The 16,394-nt window shown below is 52.3% G+C and carries 14 protein-coding genes; 7 read left to right on the top strand and 7 right to left on the bottom strand.

What is annotated here, in order from left to right:
• Positions 1-22: 22 nt before the first annotated feature.
• Positions 23-1,450, bottom strand: coding sequence for an FKBP-type peptidyl-prolyl cis-trans isomerase (locus QZN53_RS00750; protein WP_294650877.1), 1,428 nt, complete (start codon positions 1,448-1,450; stop codon positions 23-25).
• Between the two features lie 72 nt (positions 1,451-1,522).
• Here QZN53_RS00750 and QZN53_RS00755 point away from each other — a divergent pair, with 72 nt between their 5' ends.
• Together QZN53_RS00755 and QZN53_RS00760 are read left to right on the top strand one after the other, a co-directional pair.
• The gene (locus QZN53_RS00755) at positions 1,523-2,086 is read left to right on the top strand and encodes a hypothetical protein (RefSeq protein WP_294650879.1); all 564 of its coding nucleotides are present in this window, start codon (positions 1,523-1,525) and stop codon (positions 2,084-2,086) included.
• Positions 2,079-4,256 carry a PorV/PorQ family protein gene (locus QZN53_RS00760; RefSeq protein WP_294650881.1) on the top strand — a complete coding sequence of 726 codons (2,178 nt, stop codon included), beginning with the start codon at positions 2,079-2,081 and terminating at the stop codon, positions 4,254-4,256. The genes QZN53_RS00755 and QZN53_RS00760 overlap by 8 nt, the downstream gene beginning before the upstream one ends.
• 90 nt (positions 4,257-4,346) lie before the next feature.
• On the opposite strand, the gene rsmG is transcribed toward QZN53_RS00760, so the two are convergent.
• The gene (gene rsmG, locus QZN53_RS00765; protein WP_233144321.1) at positions 4,347-5,120 is read right to left on the bottom strand and encodes a 16S rRNA (guanine(527)-N(7))-methyltransferase RsmG; all 774 of its coding nucleotides are present in this window, start codon (positions 5,118-5,120) and stop codon (positions 4,347-4,349) included.
• A gap of 126 nt (positions 5,121-5,246) precedes the next feature.
• Between rsmG and QZN53_RS00770 the strand changes: the two genes are divergently transcribed.
• The gene (locus QZN53_RS00770; RefSeq protein ID WP_163436748.1) at positions 5,247-6,668 is read left to right on the top strand and encodes a hypothetical protein; all 1,422 of its coding nucleotides are present in this window, start codon (positions 5,247-5,249) and stop codon (positions 6,666-6,668) included.
• A 96-nt stretch (positions 6,669-6,764) separates the two neighbouring features.
• On the opposite strand, the gene QZN53_RS00775 is transcribed toward QZN53_RS00770, so the two are convergent.
• Positions 6,765-7,325 (bottom strand): NUDIX hydrolase, encoded by a 561-nt coding sequence (locus QZN53_RS00775; protein WP_163436750.1) that lies wholly within the window; start codon positions 7,323-7,325, stop codon positions 6,765-6,767.
• 2 nt (positions 7,326-7,327) lie between these two features.
• Positions 7,328-8,716: a hypothetical protein gene (locus tag QZN53_RS00780; RefSeq protein ID WP_163436751.1), complete on the bottom strand. Its 1,389-nt coding sequence runs from the start codon at positions 8,714-8,716 to the stop codon at positions 7,328-7,330.
• A gap of 233 nt (positions 8,717-8,949) precedes the next feature.
• Here QZN53_RS00780 and QZN53_RS00785 point away from each other — a divergent pair, with 233 nt between their 5' ends.
• Positions 8,950-9,342: a hypothetical protein gene (locus QZN53_RS00785; protein ID WP_163436753.1), complete on the top strand. Its 393-nt coding sequence runs from the start codon at positions 8,950-8,952 to the stop codon at positions 9,340-9,342.
• 1 nt (position 9,343) lies between these two features.
• Positions 9,344-10,048, top strand: coding sequence for an epoxyqueuosine reductase QueH (locus QZN53_RS00790; RefSeq protein ID WP_163436755.1), 705 nt, complete (start codon positions 9,344-9,346; stop codon positions 10,046-10,048).
• On the opposite strand, the gene QZN53_RS00795 is transcribed toward QZN53_RS00790, so the two are convergent.
• A complete protein-coding gene (locus tag QZN53_RS00795) occupies positions 10,043-11,206 on the bottom strand; it encodes an aminotransferase class I/II-fold pyridoxal phosphate-dependent enzyme (RefSeq protein WP_163436757.1) in 1,164 nt (387 codons plus the stop codon). The two genes, QZN53_RS00790 and QZN53_RS00795, sit on opposite strands and share 6 nt — an antisense overlap.
• Before the next feature lie 35 nt (positions 11,207-11,241).
• Between QZN53_RS00795 and QZN53_RS00800 the strand changes: the two genes are divergently transcribed.
• Positions 11,242-13,473, top strand: a complete 2,232-nt coding sequence (locus QZN53_RS00800; RefSeq protein ID WP_163436759.1) for a YgiQ family radical SAM protein — start codon at positions 11,242-11,244, stop codon at positions 13,471-13,473.
• Between the two features lie 9 nt (positions 13,474-13,482).
• Here the strand turns inward: QZN53_RS00800 and QZN53_RS00805 are convergent, their stop codons facing one another.
• Positions 13,483-14,325: a 50S ribosomal protein L11 methyltransferase gene (locus QZN53_RS00805; protein WP_163436761.1), complete on the bottom strand. Its 843-nt coding sequence runs from the start codon at positions 14,323-14,325 to the stop codon at positions 13,483-13,485.
• Between the two features lie 271 nt (positions 14,326-14,596).
• Here QZN53_RS00805 and QZN53_RS00810 point away from each other — a divergent pair, with 271 nt between their 5' ends.
• Positions 14,597-15,604, top strand: a complete 1,008-nt coding sequence (locus QZN53_RS00810) for a Fic family protein (RefSeq protein WP_163436763.1) — start codon at positions 14,597-14,599, stop codon at positions 15,602-15,604.
• Between the two features lie 10 nt (positions 15,605-15,614).
• Here the strand turns inward: QZN53_RS00810 and pyrH are convergent, their stop codons facing one another.
• Positions 15,615-16,322, bottom strand: coding sequence for a UMP kinase (gene pyrH, locus QZN53_RS00815; RefSeq protein WP_088628038.1), 708 nt, complete (start codon positions 16,320-16,322; stop codon positions 15,615-15,617).
• Positions 16,323-16,394 lie beyond the last annotated feature (72 nt).

Below are 16,394 nucleotides of genomic sequence, written 5' to 3' on the forward strand. Positions count from 1 at the left end.
CATACCGGTAAATAATAACTAATTACTCTCCGAGATATTCAACTGCAAAGATCAGAGTTGAACCGCCAGGGATAGGTCCTGCACCGCGAGCACCGTAACCGAGTCCGGGCGGAACCACCAAAATCCTCTTTTCGCCGGGGAGCATGCCCTGCACGCCGAGTTCCCAGCCGCGAATTACGCGACCTGCACCCAGCGTAAAGCCAAAGACCTGACCGCGATCACGAGAGCTGTCAAACTTGTAGCCGTTGGTAAGCCAACCGGTGTAATGCACCTTTGCCACATTGCCCTTTTGGGCGGGATCGCCTTCGCCCTGTTTGATGACTGCATAACGCAGACCTTCGGGACCGTTTTCAAACGTAAGCGTCGAAGTGTCGGGGAAGAAATCCATGTTCGCGATAACGGCGTCGTCTACTTCGGAAGAGACGAGTTCCACGCGGTAAATCAAAGTTGAATTCGAAGGAATCATGGAGTAGGCCGTTGCGCCATAACCCATAGCCGGAGAGATGCGGAACCAGCGCACGCCGCCTTCGCGCATGCCTTCGAGACCGACTTCCCAGCCCTTGATCATTTTGCCAGCGCCCATCACGACCGAGAGCGGCTTGCCCATGTCTTTAGAAGAACCGAACTTACGGCCCGAAAGGAGCCAGCCGGTGTAATGCGTTTTGAGCACGGAGCCCACCATGGCGGGCTTGCCGGTGCCGACCTTTTCGTCGTAGACCTTGAGGCCCTTGGCGGCTTCACGCCACTTGAGGCCTTCCACATTCTTGGGGAATGCATCCGGTTCCATCGGCTTGTCGGCGCTGACGAGTTCTACGATAAAGAACAAGTCGGAATATTCAGGAACGCCTTCGAGAGAATTTTCGCCGTAACCCATCTGGTAGGGAACGTAAAGCTTGCGGACTTCGCCCGGCTTCATGCCGACAAGACCCTTTTCCCAGCCCGCAATGACAAGGCCCATGCCCAGCGTGAATTCAAGCGGTTCGCCGCCGGAATAAGATTCCGAGAACATCCTGAAACGAGTGTCGGACGGAAGCGGAGAGATGGAATCGATGTAGGTCGCAAGCGCCACCGGTTCTGCGACAGGGGCTTGAGCCACCGTATCGACCGCAGCTTTAGATTCCTTTTTGTTCTTGGATTTTTTCTTCTTGTTTTTGGCGGACTTGTCTACGAGCGCAGTCGTGTCAACTTTTGTCACGCCAGCAACCTGGTCGGAATTGTAGTCGTTTGCAAGTCTTAAAGAATCTGCGATGCGGAGTGAATCGGCCAGGCGAGCCTTTTCTGCCAAGATTCTTGCACTGTCTAAATACACATAGCTCTTGTAATGCACCCTGATGAGCTGACCTGCCTTAATGGGGTCTCCAGAGCCTTCCTTCACCGTTTCCACCTTGAAAGGAATGGCAAAACAGGCACTACACATCAGCAATACAAGAAAAAACTTCAATTTTAACATAAAATCTCCTGTCCCACAATTTAGAAAATGCTAGTTTTTGAGAGTAACGAATAATTCCAAATGGAATAAAATATGCTATCAGTCATTATTGTCATAGCGATTATCGTCTTGTCCGTGATACTTGCCGCCATAGGCGCGTACGTAATTATTCACAGTTCCGACGAAAAAGACGAACCCAAACGAGTCATTGACGTTTCGGGCCAGTACGCCGTTGTGGTACGCCCCGCCCGCGAATCGCTGACCGCTGTCAAACCTTCTGAGGCATCCTTGAGGTCTTGGCTTGACACCCAGAACCTGCCCCCCGAAAAGAAAGAAGAACTGATCGCCCAATGGAACGCCACCATGGAAGAAACCATTCGCACCATTGACGAAGGCGACAAGAACGGCACCGCCACTTACCGCATTGAACTTGGCCCCAAAGGCAAGCAATATGTGAAGTTCGTAAGCGACGAAAACTTTATTACCCGCGAGCAGATTCGCAACCATGCTGAAATTCTGCCGCCCTATGTACTCGGCTGCGATTGCAAGCTGTTGCCCAAGCAACCCTGGGAAAACCCCAGTAAGTCTGGTTGGAAGGCAGTTGTGCCCTCGCACGGCAGCCACTACGACGTCCCCGATTGGAGGCAACTTGCGTAAATCTCTACTTACAGCTCTCGTTTTTGCGCCCGCATTGTCTTTTGCGGCAGGCTCTGCCATTATCACGCTCGAAATGCCCGTTGGCGCCCGCCAGCTGGGTATGGGCGAAGCCGGCGCCGCCCTTGCCGACGACCCGACCGCCATGTACTACAACCCGGCAGGTCTTGCCTTTGGCCCGCTTGCCGACGAATGGCGCATGAGCTACCCTGCCGATTCCAAGAACGCCCCCTACTTTACAAGCATGGCTTCGCGTTCCAAGGACGGTTTCTTTAGCAAGAGCGAACTTTGGGCGGGTACTGCCAACGGCATTCAAAAATTTGACGGCGAACAATGGGTCGATTACCACTCCATTACTCTGCAGGGTAACGCCAAGGTCCGCGACGCAGTCAAGGTTTACGTAGGTACCGAACATGGCCTGGACGAATACGTGCGCCAGGTGAAGAAGTTCAACGACATCAAGAATGCCGACGACGAAAAGCACGTGGTCGAAGTCAAGATGCCCTGGAACCTGATTGTGAAGGATACCATTACGGCTGTTCTTTACGAAAGTCGCACCGAAAAGCTCTGGGTAGGTACTCCCAAGTCGCTCTACCGTTTTGACGGCAAGGCTTGGAAAAACTACGACCAGGAACTCGGCAACCACCGCATTACTGCCCTCGAAAGCCAGGGCGCCTCTATCTGGATTGGTACCGAAGACGGTTTGTTCGTTTACCGCAACGGTCAATTCGAACAGAAAGGTAAAGTGCTCCCGAGCCAGAAGGTTCGTGCACTTGTGTGGTCTGAAAACCGCAAGGAACTTTATGTGGCGGTCGAAGGCGCAGGTATCGCAAGACTTATCCCGAAAAAGAGCGTGAATGACAAGGACCGTTGGAGCCTGTTCAACCAGGAAGACGGCATTATGGACCTGAACCCGACCGCACTCGCCGTCGACAGTTCGGGACATGTGTGGGCTGCCCACAACGGAGGTCTTTCGCACTTTACGCTGCGCAAGTGGGAACAGGTGCAGTTCGCCGACAACAAGGTGAACGACATTTCTGTGGACCAGCGTGGCGGCATTTGGATTGCAACCGACAAGGGCGTATGGCGCCACCTGCCGGACTACGCCACCGCAAGCGGCCGTAAGGCAGAACTTGAACGTGGTGCCGCCGAAGAAGAAGGCTCCACCAAGAGCGAAGATGAATGGGTACATTACCACAGTGGTAACGGACTCAGCACCAACAAGGTTTGGGCAGTGCTCCCGCAAGGAAACGACGTCTGGTTCAGCACCGCGAACGGCATGGAGCAGTTCAAGGATGCCGACTACCAGATTACCGCCTTCTACGAAAAGCTCTTGCCGATTCTGAACATTCCGGACCTGTATCACCTTTTTGCAGGCATGACTGTTCCGCTGAATGACTGGGGAACACTCGGATTCTTCGTGAACTTTGTGAGTTTCGGTTCGACCGTCGCCTCGGGCGATGTAGACGCCGACGATTTGGTTGCCTATAACAGTTCTGAAATCGTGGGCGGCTTCAGCTACGGCACACGCTTCCCGAACGACTGGGGCCTAGGCCTCTCGATCAAGTTCTTCTATTCTGACCTGAGTTCCGGCGCGGCCGCAGGCGAAGAAGAAGCAACCACCTTCGGTTACGCTTTCGATATCGGCGTGCTCAAGAAGAACTTGTTTATAGACAAATTAAACTTCGCCTTGGTACTTACCAACATCGGCCCGAGTGTCTACTATGTGGACAAGACGATTGAAGACCCGATTCCGCTGACATGGCGCTTGGGACTTTCTTACGAAATCTTGAGCCTTGCCGATTACAAGTGGACCGTGGTCGCCGACTACAACCGCGAAGTGGTTTATGATGATGAAAAGGGCAATCCGGAACCGTTCTACATTGCAAGCTGGAAGTCCTTGATTCACCCCGAAAGAGACGGCAACAAGGTCAAGGAATCCATTATGCAGGGCGTGTTCAACCTGGGTACTGAATTCGTTTACGCCAACACGATTGCACTGCGCGCCGGTTACCTTTACGACCAGACCGGTAAGCGTAACGAAGTCGACCTCGGCTTTGGCTTTATGCTCTCTGACGTGCTGCAGTTCGACTTTGCCACCATCAAGGACGTAGGCGACAACGACGGCGTTCGCGACGGTCAGATGCGCTTCGGCATGCTGTTCAAGTTCTAATGCGCTAAAGGCGCTGTAGTTAGCAAACAGAATTACGACTAAAAAAGTCAGGCGAAAACCTGACTTTTTTCTTTTGTATTTTCGTAAAAACTACTCTACGCGTTCAAGGATAATCAGGGCGCGTTCCTGCGTGCTGTTCGGAATGGTATAGAAATGCTTGCCCACGAACTTGTAGCCGAAATCTTCAGGGTGGAAAGTCTTGAGTTCATCGGCGACGGCGGGGCCTTTCATGAAGAATACGCGGCCGCCGACCTTCAGCGAATTGGCAATGCGCGGGAGCGTCTTTTCCATCAGTTCAAAGGCGCGGCTGATGACGCCATCGACCGGAATAGTCATGCTGCGACTCGTGACCTTGTGACCGAACACATCGATACCCTTGAGGCCCATCTTTTCGATGACCATATTCAAGAAGTTGATTCGGTTGGGGCGCGGTTCACACAGCGTGAGTCGAATGGAGGGATTCACGATCTTGAGCGGAAGTCCCGGAAAACCGGCGCCGCTACCGACGTCAATCATGCGGGCGGGCCACTTGGGCACGTACGCATTGATGAGCGTGCAGTCGGCATAATGGCGTTCGACCATAGTCTCAAAAGCATTGAGGCGCGTCAGATCCTGGTCGTCATTATTGGCACGCAACAGCTGATGGAATTCCCAAATTTGTTTGAGAGTTTCGGGCTGAAGTTCTACGCCATAGTAATGCAGCAACTTGTCGAGACCCGCGAGCGACGGCGTAACACGCTTGCCGTTAAAGAGCGGGAAGTCGGTACGGGGCGCCTTGAGGTGCGGCACGAAGTCGCGGCCTGCGGCAGATGCGTTGCGGGAAGGAGCCTTCGAGAAGGGCTTTTTAGACCAGTTGTTTGCCATAAAAACAAAAATAGAATTTTTTAGGGACGATTTTTCACAATTTCGGAGAATCTGGCGTATAGATATAGAGGACCCGAAAAAATGAGAATTCTATACTGCCCATGTCTGCCAGCCTTTTTAATCCAGATGGCTTTAATTTTGACGCCCGCCTATGCGGATTCGCATGGACTTACCGAGGCGCAAGTTTTTGAATGGTGGGATGACGGAATCATTGACGGCGATGAAGCCCGGGAAATCTTGGACCTGCTCGAAGAAGGCAACGAGCAGGAAGCCTGCATGCTCGCCGAGGTGTACGCGCTAGAAAGTTGCGCAAGCGGAGACACTGCGCCCGCGAAGCGCAAGGATGCGAAAACACGACCGAAGAAATCAAAACCGGAATCGCGGCCGAGCCTTGTTCCGCATGGGTATATTGAATGGCGAGGCCGCGCCGATTCGCTTGGGCACTTGGAAAGCGAGCGTACGGACTTGCGTTTGATTTTTTACCGCTATTCTTTACGGCTTGGAACGCAATCGCTCTTGACTTACCGGAATGAAGGTAGCGAAGCGCACTTCGGCCAGATTTCGACCAAGGAATTACATAGTGCGATTCCGCTTGATACCTTGTGGGGTACCGCCCTATTCTATCCGCTTTACAGCCCGATAGGAACTTTTCGGCTTGGAGGACTCTTGGACACTGCGAAAACAATCCGCCCGAGCTTCGCCTTCACGCCTTTCCGCGGGCAAGGAAAAGACTTTGAAATAGAGCTTGCCTATTGGAATCACCTACACTATGCGGACAGCATCGAGCATCGTTCATTTACGGCAGAGGCCAAGGGCAACTGGGGTAATTTTTCGGTTTGGTGGGTTCCAGAAAATGCGGGCGACTTGCCCTTGATGAAATTGCAATTGAAACACCGCGAAAAGATGGAATACGCGACGATTGTATGGAAGACGGATGCTTACGTGCATGGGGATTCGCTGCCGGAGGAATCGCGTTTGAGCGCGACGATTGCAAAGAGTAAACTTTGGGGAAGCCAGACGATTGGTGCGATTTTTAGCGATGCTTGGAAGAGTAAATTCTCGGCGGATGCGCGAACGATGATTCCGCTTGAAAGCGACACAAGTAAAACTCGGTTCAAGGCGAGCGCAGAATCGGGCCCCGAGATTTTAAGGGCGGCGGCAAGCGTAACTTGCCTTTCGGCAGAGGAACATTGCAGGCAAAATGACCTAGCCCTAAAAATTCGGTCAACATGGAATTTAGAAAGCGAAAAATCGGCACACGAGCATTTTGTTTTTTCAGGAAAGGTTCGCGCAAGGCACACGCGAGGCGAAGGTTTTAGCACGCCTCTATACGAAGCCGGAATCGCTTACGCACAGGATGCAGCTAATAGCGCAAGCATTGCGATTACAGTGCCCCAAGGCATGCCTTCGCGAGAGATCAGGCTACGCAGCAGCGCCGAAGTCGGGAATGACTTTTTACAGTTGTCGCTAGCGGTTACATTCAAGCGAAACGCCGAAGAGGAGTTTCACCCACTGCATGCGGCGATGAGGGCGAGAATCTGTTTTTAGGGGAAGGCAGTAAAAGGAGATCCCACCTTGGTGGCCATGCGCACTAAGCAACAAGTTGCTAAGTGCTGTCCGCCCGGGTCAAGCCCGGGATGACATTTAAACACGGCTCCAGAGGGCGCAATAGGTCTGCGTGCGGGCGGAGAGGCGTTCGTCTTTTAGGATTTCGCGGATTTGTTTCTTGTCAAACCACTGCGCTTGAATTTCTTCGAGTTCAGAATCGCTCGGACGGATTTCGCCACCGGCCACGCCTAAAACGACCACATTTCGCTCGTTAGAAAAACCGACGGCGGAATAGCTCGGTTTCCAGACTTCGTCGATGCGCATAAGCGAAAGGCCCGTTTCTTCGCGGAGTTCGCGGGCAGCCGCTTCTTCGTAGGTTTCGCCGGGATCGATCAGACCTGCCGGAAAGTTGTAAATGCTCTCACCCACGGCCATGCGGTATTCCTTGCAAAGCAGGAGCTTTTGACCGGTGCAGTCATGCATAATCATCACGACCGCATGCGGTTTCTTTTCAAGCATGTCCTTGAGGCCCGTAATGTCGGGATTGCGGCTGATCATTTCATAAGTCTTGGGCTTGCCGCTGACAGTCTTATAGTGAATATCGTAGCGGGTAATGAATTTGCCCTGGTGGATTTTTTCAATCGATTCAAATTCCATGATCACACCTTTTGTATAGTTTCGTAATAAATGCAGTCATGTTTGCATTCACGGTTAAACGCGCCCTTGCAAATAGGCATTTTGTAAAGCATTTGCGCTTCGTCTTCGTTGCGCGATATTCGCTTGCGCACGTAGCCGATGTCCTGGAAGTTCGATTCTTTGCCTCTAACGAGCGCGGCACAGGTATTAACCCAGACCACGTTGCAGTCTTCGTGGGCGCACAAGTCAAACGAACGGCGGAAATCGTAGGAACCTGTCGAGAACGACGGCACGATTATCAGCGTGAGCTTGAAGCAGCGCATGAGTTGCTGCATGTATTCCGTTTCCAAGAAGTCACGACAGACCATAATCGCAATGCGGCCAATGCCTTCGTAGTGCAAAATATTCACCACGAGATTGGAACTGATTTGTTCCAGATAACCGACACCACCGAATTCTTTGCGGAACGGGTTTTGCTTGTTCTGCTTGCAAATCACGTTGCCAAACTTGTCCATGACCGTGACGACATTGCGGTTCTTTTCCCAGTAAGAGGGCAGCACAATGAGCGACGGAATTTTGGCGGCGTCATCAGGCGAAAGCGACTTGATTTTACCTGAAACAAATTCCGCCATCTCAGCATTCCCGAGGAGTTCCGGGAAAACGACGATATCGCTTTCATTTTCAGCAGCGGTCCAAATCTTTTTCCAGACGAGTTCGTTGTCCGATTCAAAAGTCGAGTTTTCGTAGGCAATATTGAAATATTGCACCTTGTCCTTGTCAGTCAACTGGACTTTAAAATTCCGTTCTAACCTTAAAGGGGTTGCCGCAATCTTTACGGCATGACGTTCCTTGAAATGCGGGAACAATTCGTCTTTCAAAAAGTAATGTTTGTCAATCAGTTCGCCAAGCACCGAGTTTTCGATCAGCAAAATATTGTACAGGAAACTTTCGAGGTTGTTGTAGCGGTGAATCAAGCGGTGTTTGCGTTCCCATATGCAAGAGCAACGCGGCAAAAGCCCGACCCCCACCGATTCGCGGTTGGTGTTCAGTACGATTGAAAATTTTTCCTGTTCAAATTCCGCTATAGCCAGATTCAACAGCGAAGCCATCGCCTGGTCCAAAATTTGCAAAAGACCCAATAGCGCGTAATAATCGCGGTCGGCTTTCAACCGATTGACGAGCGATTTCAAGTTTTCAAGAAATTCCGTGGTTAGGTTTTCGGAGGAAAGTTCGCGAACGCCCACCCCATTGTCGGATTCCTGAAACAGCGCGGGAATTTCTGCCTGGACGACTTTTGCGATGCGGGATTTTTCCGCCGGCGAGACACAGCTGTATTCGACAAAGAATTTCTCCGAGCAGGAGTTTACGATATCAGAACACAGTTCCGCCACAATGTTATAGAGGTCCAGCATGGTAAGGAATATAGAAAAAAAGGTCAAAATTTCAAAAAAATCGCCGTTTCCGCCCCTGTTTTAGATGGATACAGGATGTTTACTCGGGTATACGCGATTTATACGATTTTTAGGCTTATTCCAAGTTGGAATATCTATTTTTTAGGTACCCAAACACTCCCTGACGGCCCTAGGTTACCTCCTTTACCCAGGGCCGTCCTCTTTTTTAGGGCCTAAATTCTAAATTTGAGCTAATGATTATCGCTACAATCATCGGGGCTATCGCTTTTTTGCCCTCTATTGCTCTGAATATTGCGCTTGCCTTGGGCGCCCCGCTCGGCGCATACGCCATGAACGCCCGCTACAAGGTGATTCCGCCCGAAGTTCGCAAGGCCTTCATTGTGCCGACCACGATGCAGTTTGTCGCCCTTTTCGTGTTGCTTTCGGCAGGGCATGTTCTGCCCGAGATTATCCCGTTCATGATAACGCGCATTCTCGCATTCTTCTTTGCGCTGTACTTGACTTTTTATACCGCGACGGTTCTCTTTAGTACCGCCTACAAGGAACGCACCGTGATGGGATCCTTCGCCGTGATTACGGCCATTTGCTACTGGATTACCGCTTTCGGAACTCTCAGCTGGGAATAAGATGGAACCGCAGCAGTCCAACGCCCCCAAGCACAATTACCAGCGCGATTTGGATTATATTATCCGCAGGCTGGAACGCACCGGCGAAGTGCCGACGCTTTTGTTGCATGCCTGCTGTGCGCCCTGTAGCAGCTACACCATTGAATACTTGTCGCAGTACTTCAAGATTACGCTTTTCTACTATAATCCGAATATCGCGCCGGACGAAGAATACCGCCACCGCGTCGAAGAAATCAAGCGTTTCGTTGCCGAATTCAAGACCAAGTATCCGGTCACGCTGATTGAAGGCGAATACGACCCGAAAAAATTCTACGATGTCGCGCGCGGGCTCGAAAATGAACCCGAAGGCGGCGCGCGCTGCCGCAAGTGTTTCGAGCTTCGCCTTGCCGAATCAGCTAGACTCGCCCGCGAACTGAGCTGCGAATACTTTACCACCACGCTTACGATTAGCCCCATGAAAAATGCGCAGGTGCTGAACGAAGTGGTGCAGGAGCAGTGCGATATTTACGGAATCAAGCGCCTGCCCAGCGACTTCAAGAAGAAGGGCGGATACAAGCGTTCTATTCAGCTTTCGGCAGAATACAATTTGTATAGGCAGAATTATTGCGGGTGCGCGTATTCAAAGCGAGATGCTGAGAAACGAGATTCCGAGAAAGGAGATTCCGGCTCGGAGGCCGGAATGACATCAGGACAACCCAATCTATAGTAGCTTTTTACGTAAACCTTCTAAGCGGTTAAGTGCGTCGTAGAGAGTTTCGTCTTTCTTGGCGAAGTGGAAGCGGATCAGGTGATTCACCGGTTCGCGGAAAAAGCTGGAACCCGGCACTGCGGCGACACCCACTTTTTGCGCAAGGTCGATACAGAACTGGTCATCGGACTTGTAGCCGAATTCGCTGATATCCATCATCACGAAGTACGTGCCCTGCGGCTCGGTGAACTTGAAACCTAGATTGCGCAGGCCGCCCGTGAAAATTTCCTTCATGTGCGTGTAATGCGCCTGCAGTTCCGCGTAGTAATCGTCGCCGAAATTGAGAGCGGTAAGCGCGGTTTCTTGCAGCGGCGAAGCGGCGCCCACCACCGTGAAGTCATGAATTTTCTTGATGCAATTCATGACGGGTTCGGCAGCGAGCACATAGCCCAAGCGCCAGCCCGTAATGGAATAGCTCTTGGAAAGGCTGGAACATTCGATAGTGCGTTCGCGCATTCCCGGAAGCGTCGCCAAATAAGTATGATGGTGCGGAGCAAATATGATATGTTCGTAGACTTCGTCAGTGATTACATACAAATCATATTTGATGGCGAGGTCGGCAATAATCTGCAACTCTTCGCGGGTAAAGACTTTTCCGCTCGGGTTCGACGGATTGCAAAGTACGAGCGCCTTCACGCCCGGCTGCTTCATGGCATCTTCGAGGACGTTTGCATCGAAGGTGAAATCGTGCGGATCGAGCGGAACATAAATCGGAGTCGCTCCACTCAGAATCGTATCGGCAGTGTAGTTTTCGTAGAACGGCGAGAAGATGACCACCTTATCGCCCGGATTGCAAATCGACATCATCGAAACCATCATGGCTTCGGTGCTGCCGCAGGTGATGACCATTTCGGTTTGCGGGTCGTAACGCAGGCCGCTGAAGCGTTCCTGCTTTTTAGAAAGCGCTTCGCGGAAATTCTGCGCACCGATGGTAAGCGCGTACTGATGCGGGCCCGTGTGGGCGACTTCGGCTAGGCGGTCTTGCAAGGCTTTGGGCGGATCAAAATCCGGGAAGCCCTGCGAGAGGTTGATGGCGCCACAAGCGTTTGCAATGCGCGTCATGTGACGAATGACCGATTCCGTAAAATGTTCAGTACGATTGCTTAAAGGTTTCATGGGAGGAAATTTAGAAATTTACTATCTTTCACTCTATGTACGATCCGCGCTTTTTACCCATCTGCAAAGAAGACCTGGACGAACTCGGCTGGGACTATGTCGATGTGATTATCATTAGCGCGGACGCCTACGTGGACCACCCTTGCTTTGGGCATGCCGTGGTCGGCCGCCTTTTCGAGCACGAAGGCTTACGCGTGGCAATTTTACCGCAGCCGAACTGGCGCGACGACTTGCGTGATTTCAAGAAACTCGGCAAGCCCCGCATGTTCTTCGCAATTTCAAGCGGTATGGATTCCATGGTGAACCATTACACCGCCGCCAAGCGCCTGCGTAGCGACGATGCTTTTACGCCGGGAAACAAGGCAGGGTTCCGCCCCGATTACGCGACTTACACGTACGCCAAGATTTTAAAGAAGCTCTACCCCGACGTTCCGCTGCTGATTGGCGGGCTTGAATCGAGCCTGCGTCGCGTAACGCATTACGACTACTGGAGCGACAGACTTAAGCCGAGCATTCTGTTTGATACGCAAGCCGACATTCTCGTGTACGGCATGGGCGAAAAGCCGCTGAAAGAAATCGTACGACTCTTGAAGAAGGGCGTACCCTTCTCCAGCCTGCATTCGATTCCGCAGACCGCTTACCTTGCACCCAAGGGCCAAATCCCTACGACCAAGCAGTGGGAAGACTTGCGCCTGTATAGTTACGAGGAATGCCTCGCCAACAAGCGCAATCAAATCGAGAACTGCCGCAGAGTGGACATTGAATGCAACAAGTGGTTCCAGCGCCGCATTCTGCAAGACGTCGCCGAACAGACCGTGGTGATTAACCCCGCGTACCCGCCGCTGGAATACGGCGAACTTGACGAAAGTTTTGAATACCCCTACGCCCGCGAACCGCACCCGCGTTACAGAAAGCGCGGCAACGTGCCTGCGTTCGACATGATCAAGTTCAGCATCAACACACACCGCGGCTGTTTTGGCGGTTGCAGTTTTTGCGCCATCAACGCGCACCAGGGCAAATTCATTGCGAGCCGTAGCCGCGAAAGCATTCTGCGCGAAGTGGATTTGATTACGAAGATGGACGGCTTTGCCGGCACCATCACCGATTTGGGCGGTCCGAGCGCCAACATGTACAACATGCGCGGTCGCGACCCGAGCCGTTGTCAAAAGTGCGCACGCCCCAGTTGCCTGACCCCGAAAGTCTGCGACAACATGGACACGCACCATCACGAGCTTTTGGAACTTTATCGCGAAGTGCGCAACCACCCGAAGGTGAAGCACCTGTTCATCGGAAGTGGCGTGCGTTACGACATGCTGTTGCAAGAAACCGATGACAAGGAACTGATTCGCGACCACGAAGAATATGCCCGCGAGCTCATCGACTATCATGTGAGCGGACGCCTGAAGGTGGCACCGGAGCATACGAGTGACGCCGTGCTCAAGCTGATGCGCAAGCCGAGCTTTACGCTGTTCCACAAGTTCAAGGAATTCTTCGACGACGAATGCAAGCGCATCGGAAAGCGCCAGCAGATTATTCCTTACTTTATCAGTAGCCACCCCGGCTGTACCGAGGCCGACATGGCGGAACTTGCACTCGAGACAAAGCAGCTCGGATTCCAGCTGGAACAGGTGCAGGACTTTACGCCGACACCGATGACAATCGCTACTGAAATGTTCTACAGCGAAATGACACCGGACGGCAAGCCGCTTTACGTGGCGAAAACGCCGGAACAGAAGCGCAGCCAGCGTCAGTTCTTCTTCTGGTATATTCCGGAAAACCGCCCGCAGATTCGTGCGACGCTCGAACGCTTAAAACTCGGCAAGATTGGCCGACTGCTCTTAAGCCGCAGCGCAAAGGCTGAAGGCAAGGAATTCTTCCCGAGCAAGGAACGCGAAGAAAACGAAGAATACCGCCAGCGCGAACAGCAGAAACGCGAGCAGCGGGCCGTCACCATCGTGCCGCAAAAGTCCGGCGACAAGGGCCGCTGGGAAAACTCCGCCCGCAAAGAACGCCGCGCCGCACAGTTTGGCGATCCGCGCAATGACAGGCGCGAAGGTCGTCGCGATGACAATCGCGAACGCCGCGACTTCCGTGACGAAAACCGCAACAACAATTTCGGAAGCGGTGAGCGAAAGAGTTTCCATAGCGACCGCAAGTTTAACGGCAACAAGGGGCGCGACTTCAATAAAAATGGCGGCAAGAGCCGCCAGGATAACAATCGCAACAACTCCCCCGTTCAATTCAGTTCGTTTAAACGGGGAAGGTAGTAGGCTCATTTAAGAGCGCGCTAACACACTCCACCACTCTCCACTGACACGTTCCTGCACAACCTTGAAGCCGGCTTCTTCGAACCACTTGAGGATATAATCCTTTTCGGTGAGGAGCTGGCCCGAGATAATAAGTTCACCGCCTGCGGCAAGCAGGTCTTCGATGTCATCGCGGAGCGGCCAGAGTTCACTGCGGATCATGTTGCAGAGAATAACGTCGAACTTGGCGCCGTCCTTGAAAGCATCCAGGAATCCGAGAATGCAGTCGCTTTCCTTGAAGCCATTGCGTTCAAAGTTTTCGGCAATGCAGGGAATCGTGAGCGGGTCAATTTCAGTACCGACCGCGAGCTTTGCGCCCAAGCGACGAGCGTACATGGCCAAAATGCCCGTACCCGTTCCAATGTCGAGCACCGTCTTGCCGTTGAAATCGACCGATTCCATCAAAGTGGCGCAGCTGCTAGTAGTATCGTGTTCGCCGGTACCGAAAGCGGTCTTGGCTTCGAGTTCAAGCACCACAGCCTTCGGGTCATCAGGCGTAAATTCTACCCAAGGCGGACGCACCCACAAATGCGGGGAAACAGACACCGGCTGCGCACGGTCGCGCCACCACTTGTCCCAATCCTTCGCGGGTTCATCGCTCAGCGTAAAATGATACTGCGGAAATTCGTTTACGATACGGTCACGTTCGGCCTTGTCGCCGGTATAAAAACAGAAGTCCGTACGGCCTTCTTCTTTCGGGTCCAATTCTTCAAGCGTAGCCACGCCAGCTTCAAAAAGCAGGTAGCTTGCGATTTCAAATTCTTCGGCAGGGCAATAGCCCTCGGCCTTGTACCAGGTATCAATTTTTTGCATAGCTCAATAATAGAAATTCAAAAAACATGAGCCAATTCCCGAATTCGCGGGGATTATAAAAAAAAGGAGAGGCTCGGTACGCCAACCCCGTCACCGAGCCTCTCACCAAGCGCAAACACCTCAAACCGCTTGGCCCCTTTCATCCATCTTGTAAACTAATATAAACAGTTTCTTTCCGAAAGGTAAACTTTTTTTATAATTTCGTATTCCAAGTTAGAATAAGGCCTTTGGGGCTTGCATTTTCGGCTTATCTACGTATATTTTGCGTTAAATGATCGTTTCTAAGCCGCTTTTTATACACCAGTACCCCGACTGGACCAAGTTCCGCTACAACGCGCAGAGCGTGATGGACGCCTTGGGACAGACTCGACTGCTTGAAGGCGCCCTCGTGGGCGTTGCAGACCTGGTTTGTGATTCGGACACCGAGACGCGCATGCTCGCGAAAGACATTGCGGCCAACTACGCGCTGGACGGCTACACTCTAGAAATTCCGAAGCTTGAAAGCGAAATTCAGAAAAAGAATTCCGCCAGGAACGACATCCGAAATTTTGTAGGCGCGATTCAAAACGCCAAGCTCCCGCTGACCGAAGAACGCCTATTCGCATGGCATGCGGCCATTGGCCAGAACAAGGTCAAGAGCTTTAGGACAAAGGAAAGCTTTGCAGGAACATTTACCGGCGTAAGCCCGGAACGCATTCCGCTTGAAATCGGACGTTTTATAGACTGGTTTGAAAACTCGACACAAGACGGCGCCATTAAAGCGGCGATTGCCCACTTTTGGTTTTTGACGATCCGCCCGTTCGAAGACGGCAACGGACGCATCGCCCGCGCACTCTCCGCCATGCTTTTAGCCCGCAGCGAAGACACGACTCGCTGCCAGTATGCGCTGAACGAACAGATCTTGAAAGACCGCGAAAATTACATACAAACTTTATTCAAGGCGCAGGCAGGCAACGGCGACTTGACCGAATGGATTTTGTGGTTCTTGAATGCGATGCAAAAATCAATTGATGATAGCAAGAAAGAAATTGCAGGTGCCCTCAAAAAAATGCAGTTCTTGCAAAAGAACCAGCAGGCTGACTTGAGTGGTCGCGAACGCAGGATTATCGAAGCCGTCTGGAACGGAGAACTGCCGGCCATATTCTCGGTGAAAGAGGTGGCCACCTTTACCGGCACGAGCCACGATTCCGCACTCCGCGACATTCAGGACTTGATTCAAAAAGAAATCGTCCGCCCCGAAAACAAGGGCGGACGAAGCCAAAAATACAGCTTGATTTAACCGCTTGAAATTAGCAGTGCACCAGCGTGCCGAGGTCGCCTTCGATAGCGGCGCGCGTGAGGTTGCCCTTTTCCATCTTGAACACGAAGATGGGCATATTGTTTTCCATGCAGAGAGCGACCGCTGCGGTGTCCATGACCTTGAGGCCGCGAGAGATAACTTCCTTGTAGCTGATGTCGTCGAAGCGGGTCGCGGTCGGGTCCTTGACCGGGTCTGCGGTGTAGATGCCATCGACCTTAGTCGCCTTCATAATCACGTCGCATTCGCTTTCGATAGCGCGAAGAGCGGCGCAGCTGTCCGTCGTGAAGAACGGGTTGCCGGTGCCTGCGGAGAAAATCACCACGGAGCCTGCGGACAAAAGCTTGAGGGCCTTGCGGCGGTCAAAGAATTCGCAGACCGGTTCCATGCGGATCGCGGACATCACAACAGAGTCAACGCCCTGCTTGTCCAAAGCATCTTGCATGGCGAGGCCGTTCATCACAGTGCCAAGCATGCCCATGGCATCGCCCTGGGCGCGGTTCATGCCGCCTGCAGAAGCAGAAATGCCGCGGACGAGATTGCCGCCGCCAATGACGAGAGCAACTTGCACGCCCTGCTTGACGATGGAGGCAATTTCGGACGCCATGTCAGAGAGAATCTGGTTGTCGATACCGTGGCCCTTTTCGCCTGCGAGGGCTTCGCCACTGAGCTTGAGAAGAATGCGCTTGAATTTAGACATAATTTTTTTGGGGAATTAGGAATATTTTATGCTCTGAAATGTAATAAAAAACGGACAAGGGTGCCTATCGCC

The organism is uncultured Fibrobacter sp. (assembly GCF_900316465.1).
Classification (GTDB): domain Bacteria; phylum Fibrobacterota; class Fibrobacteria; order Fibrobacterales; family Fibrobacteraceae; genus Fibrobacter.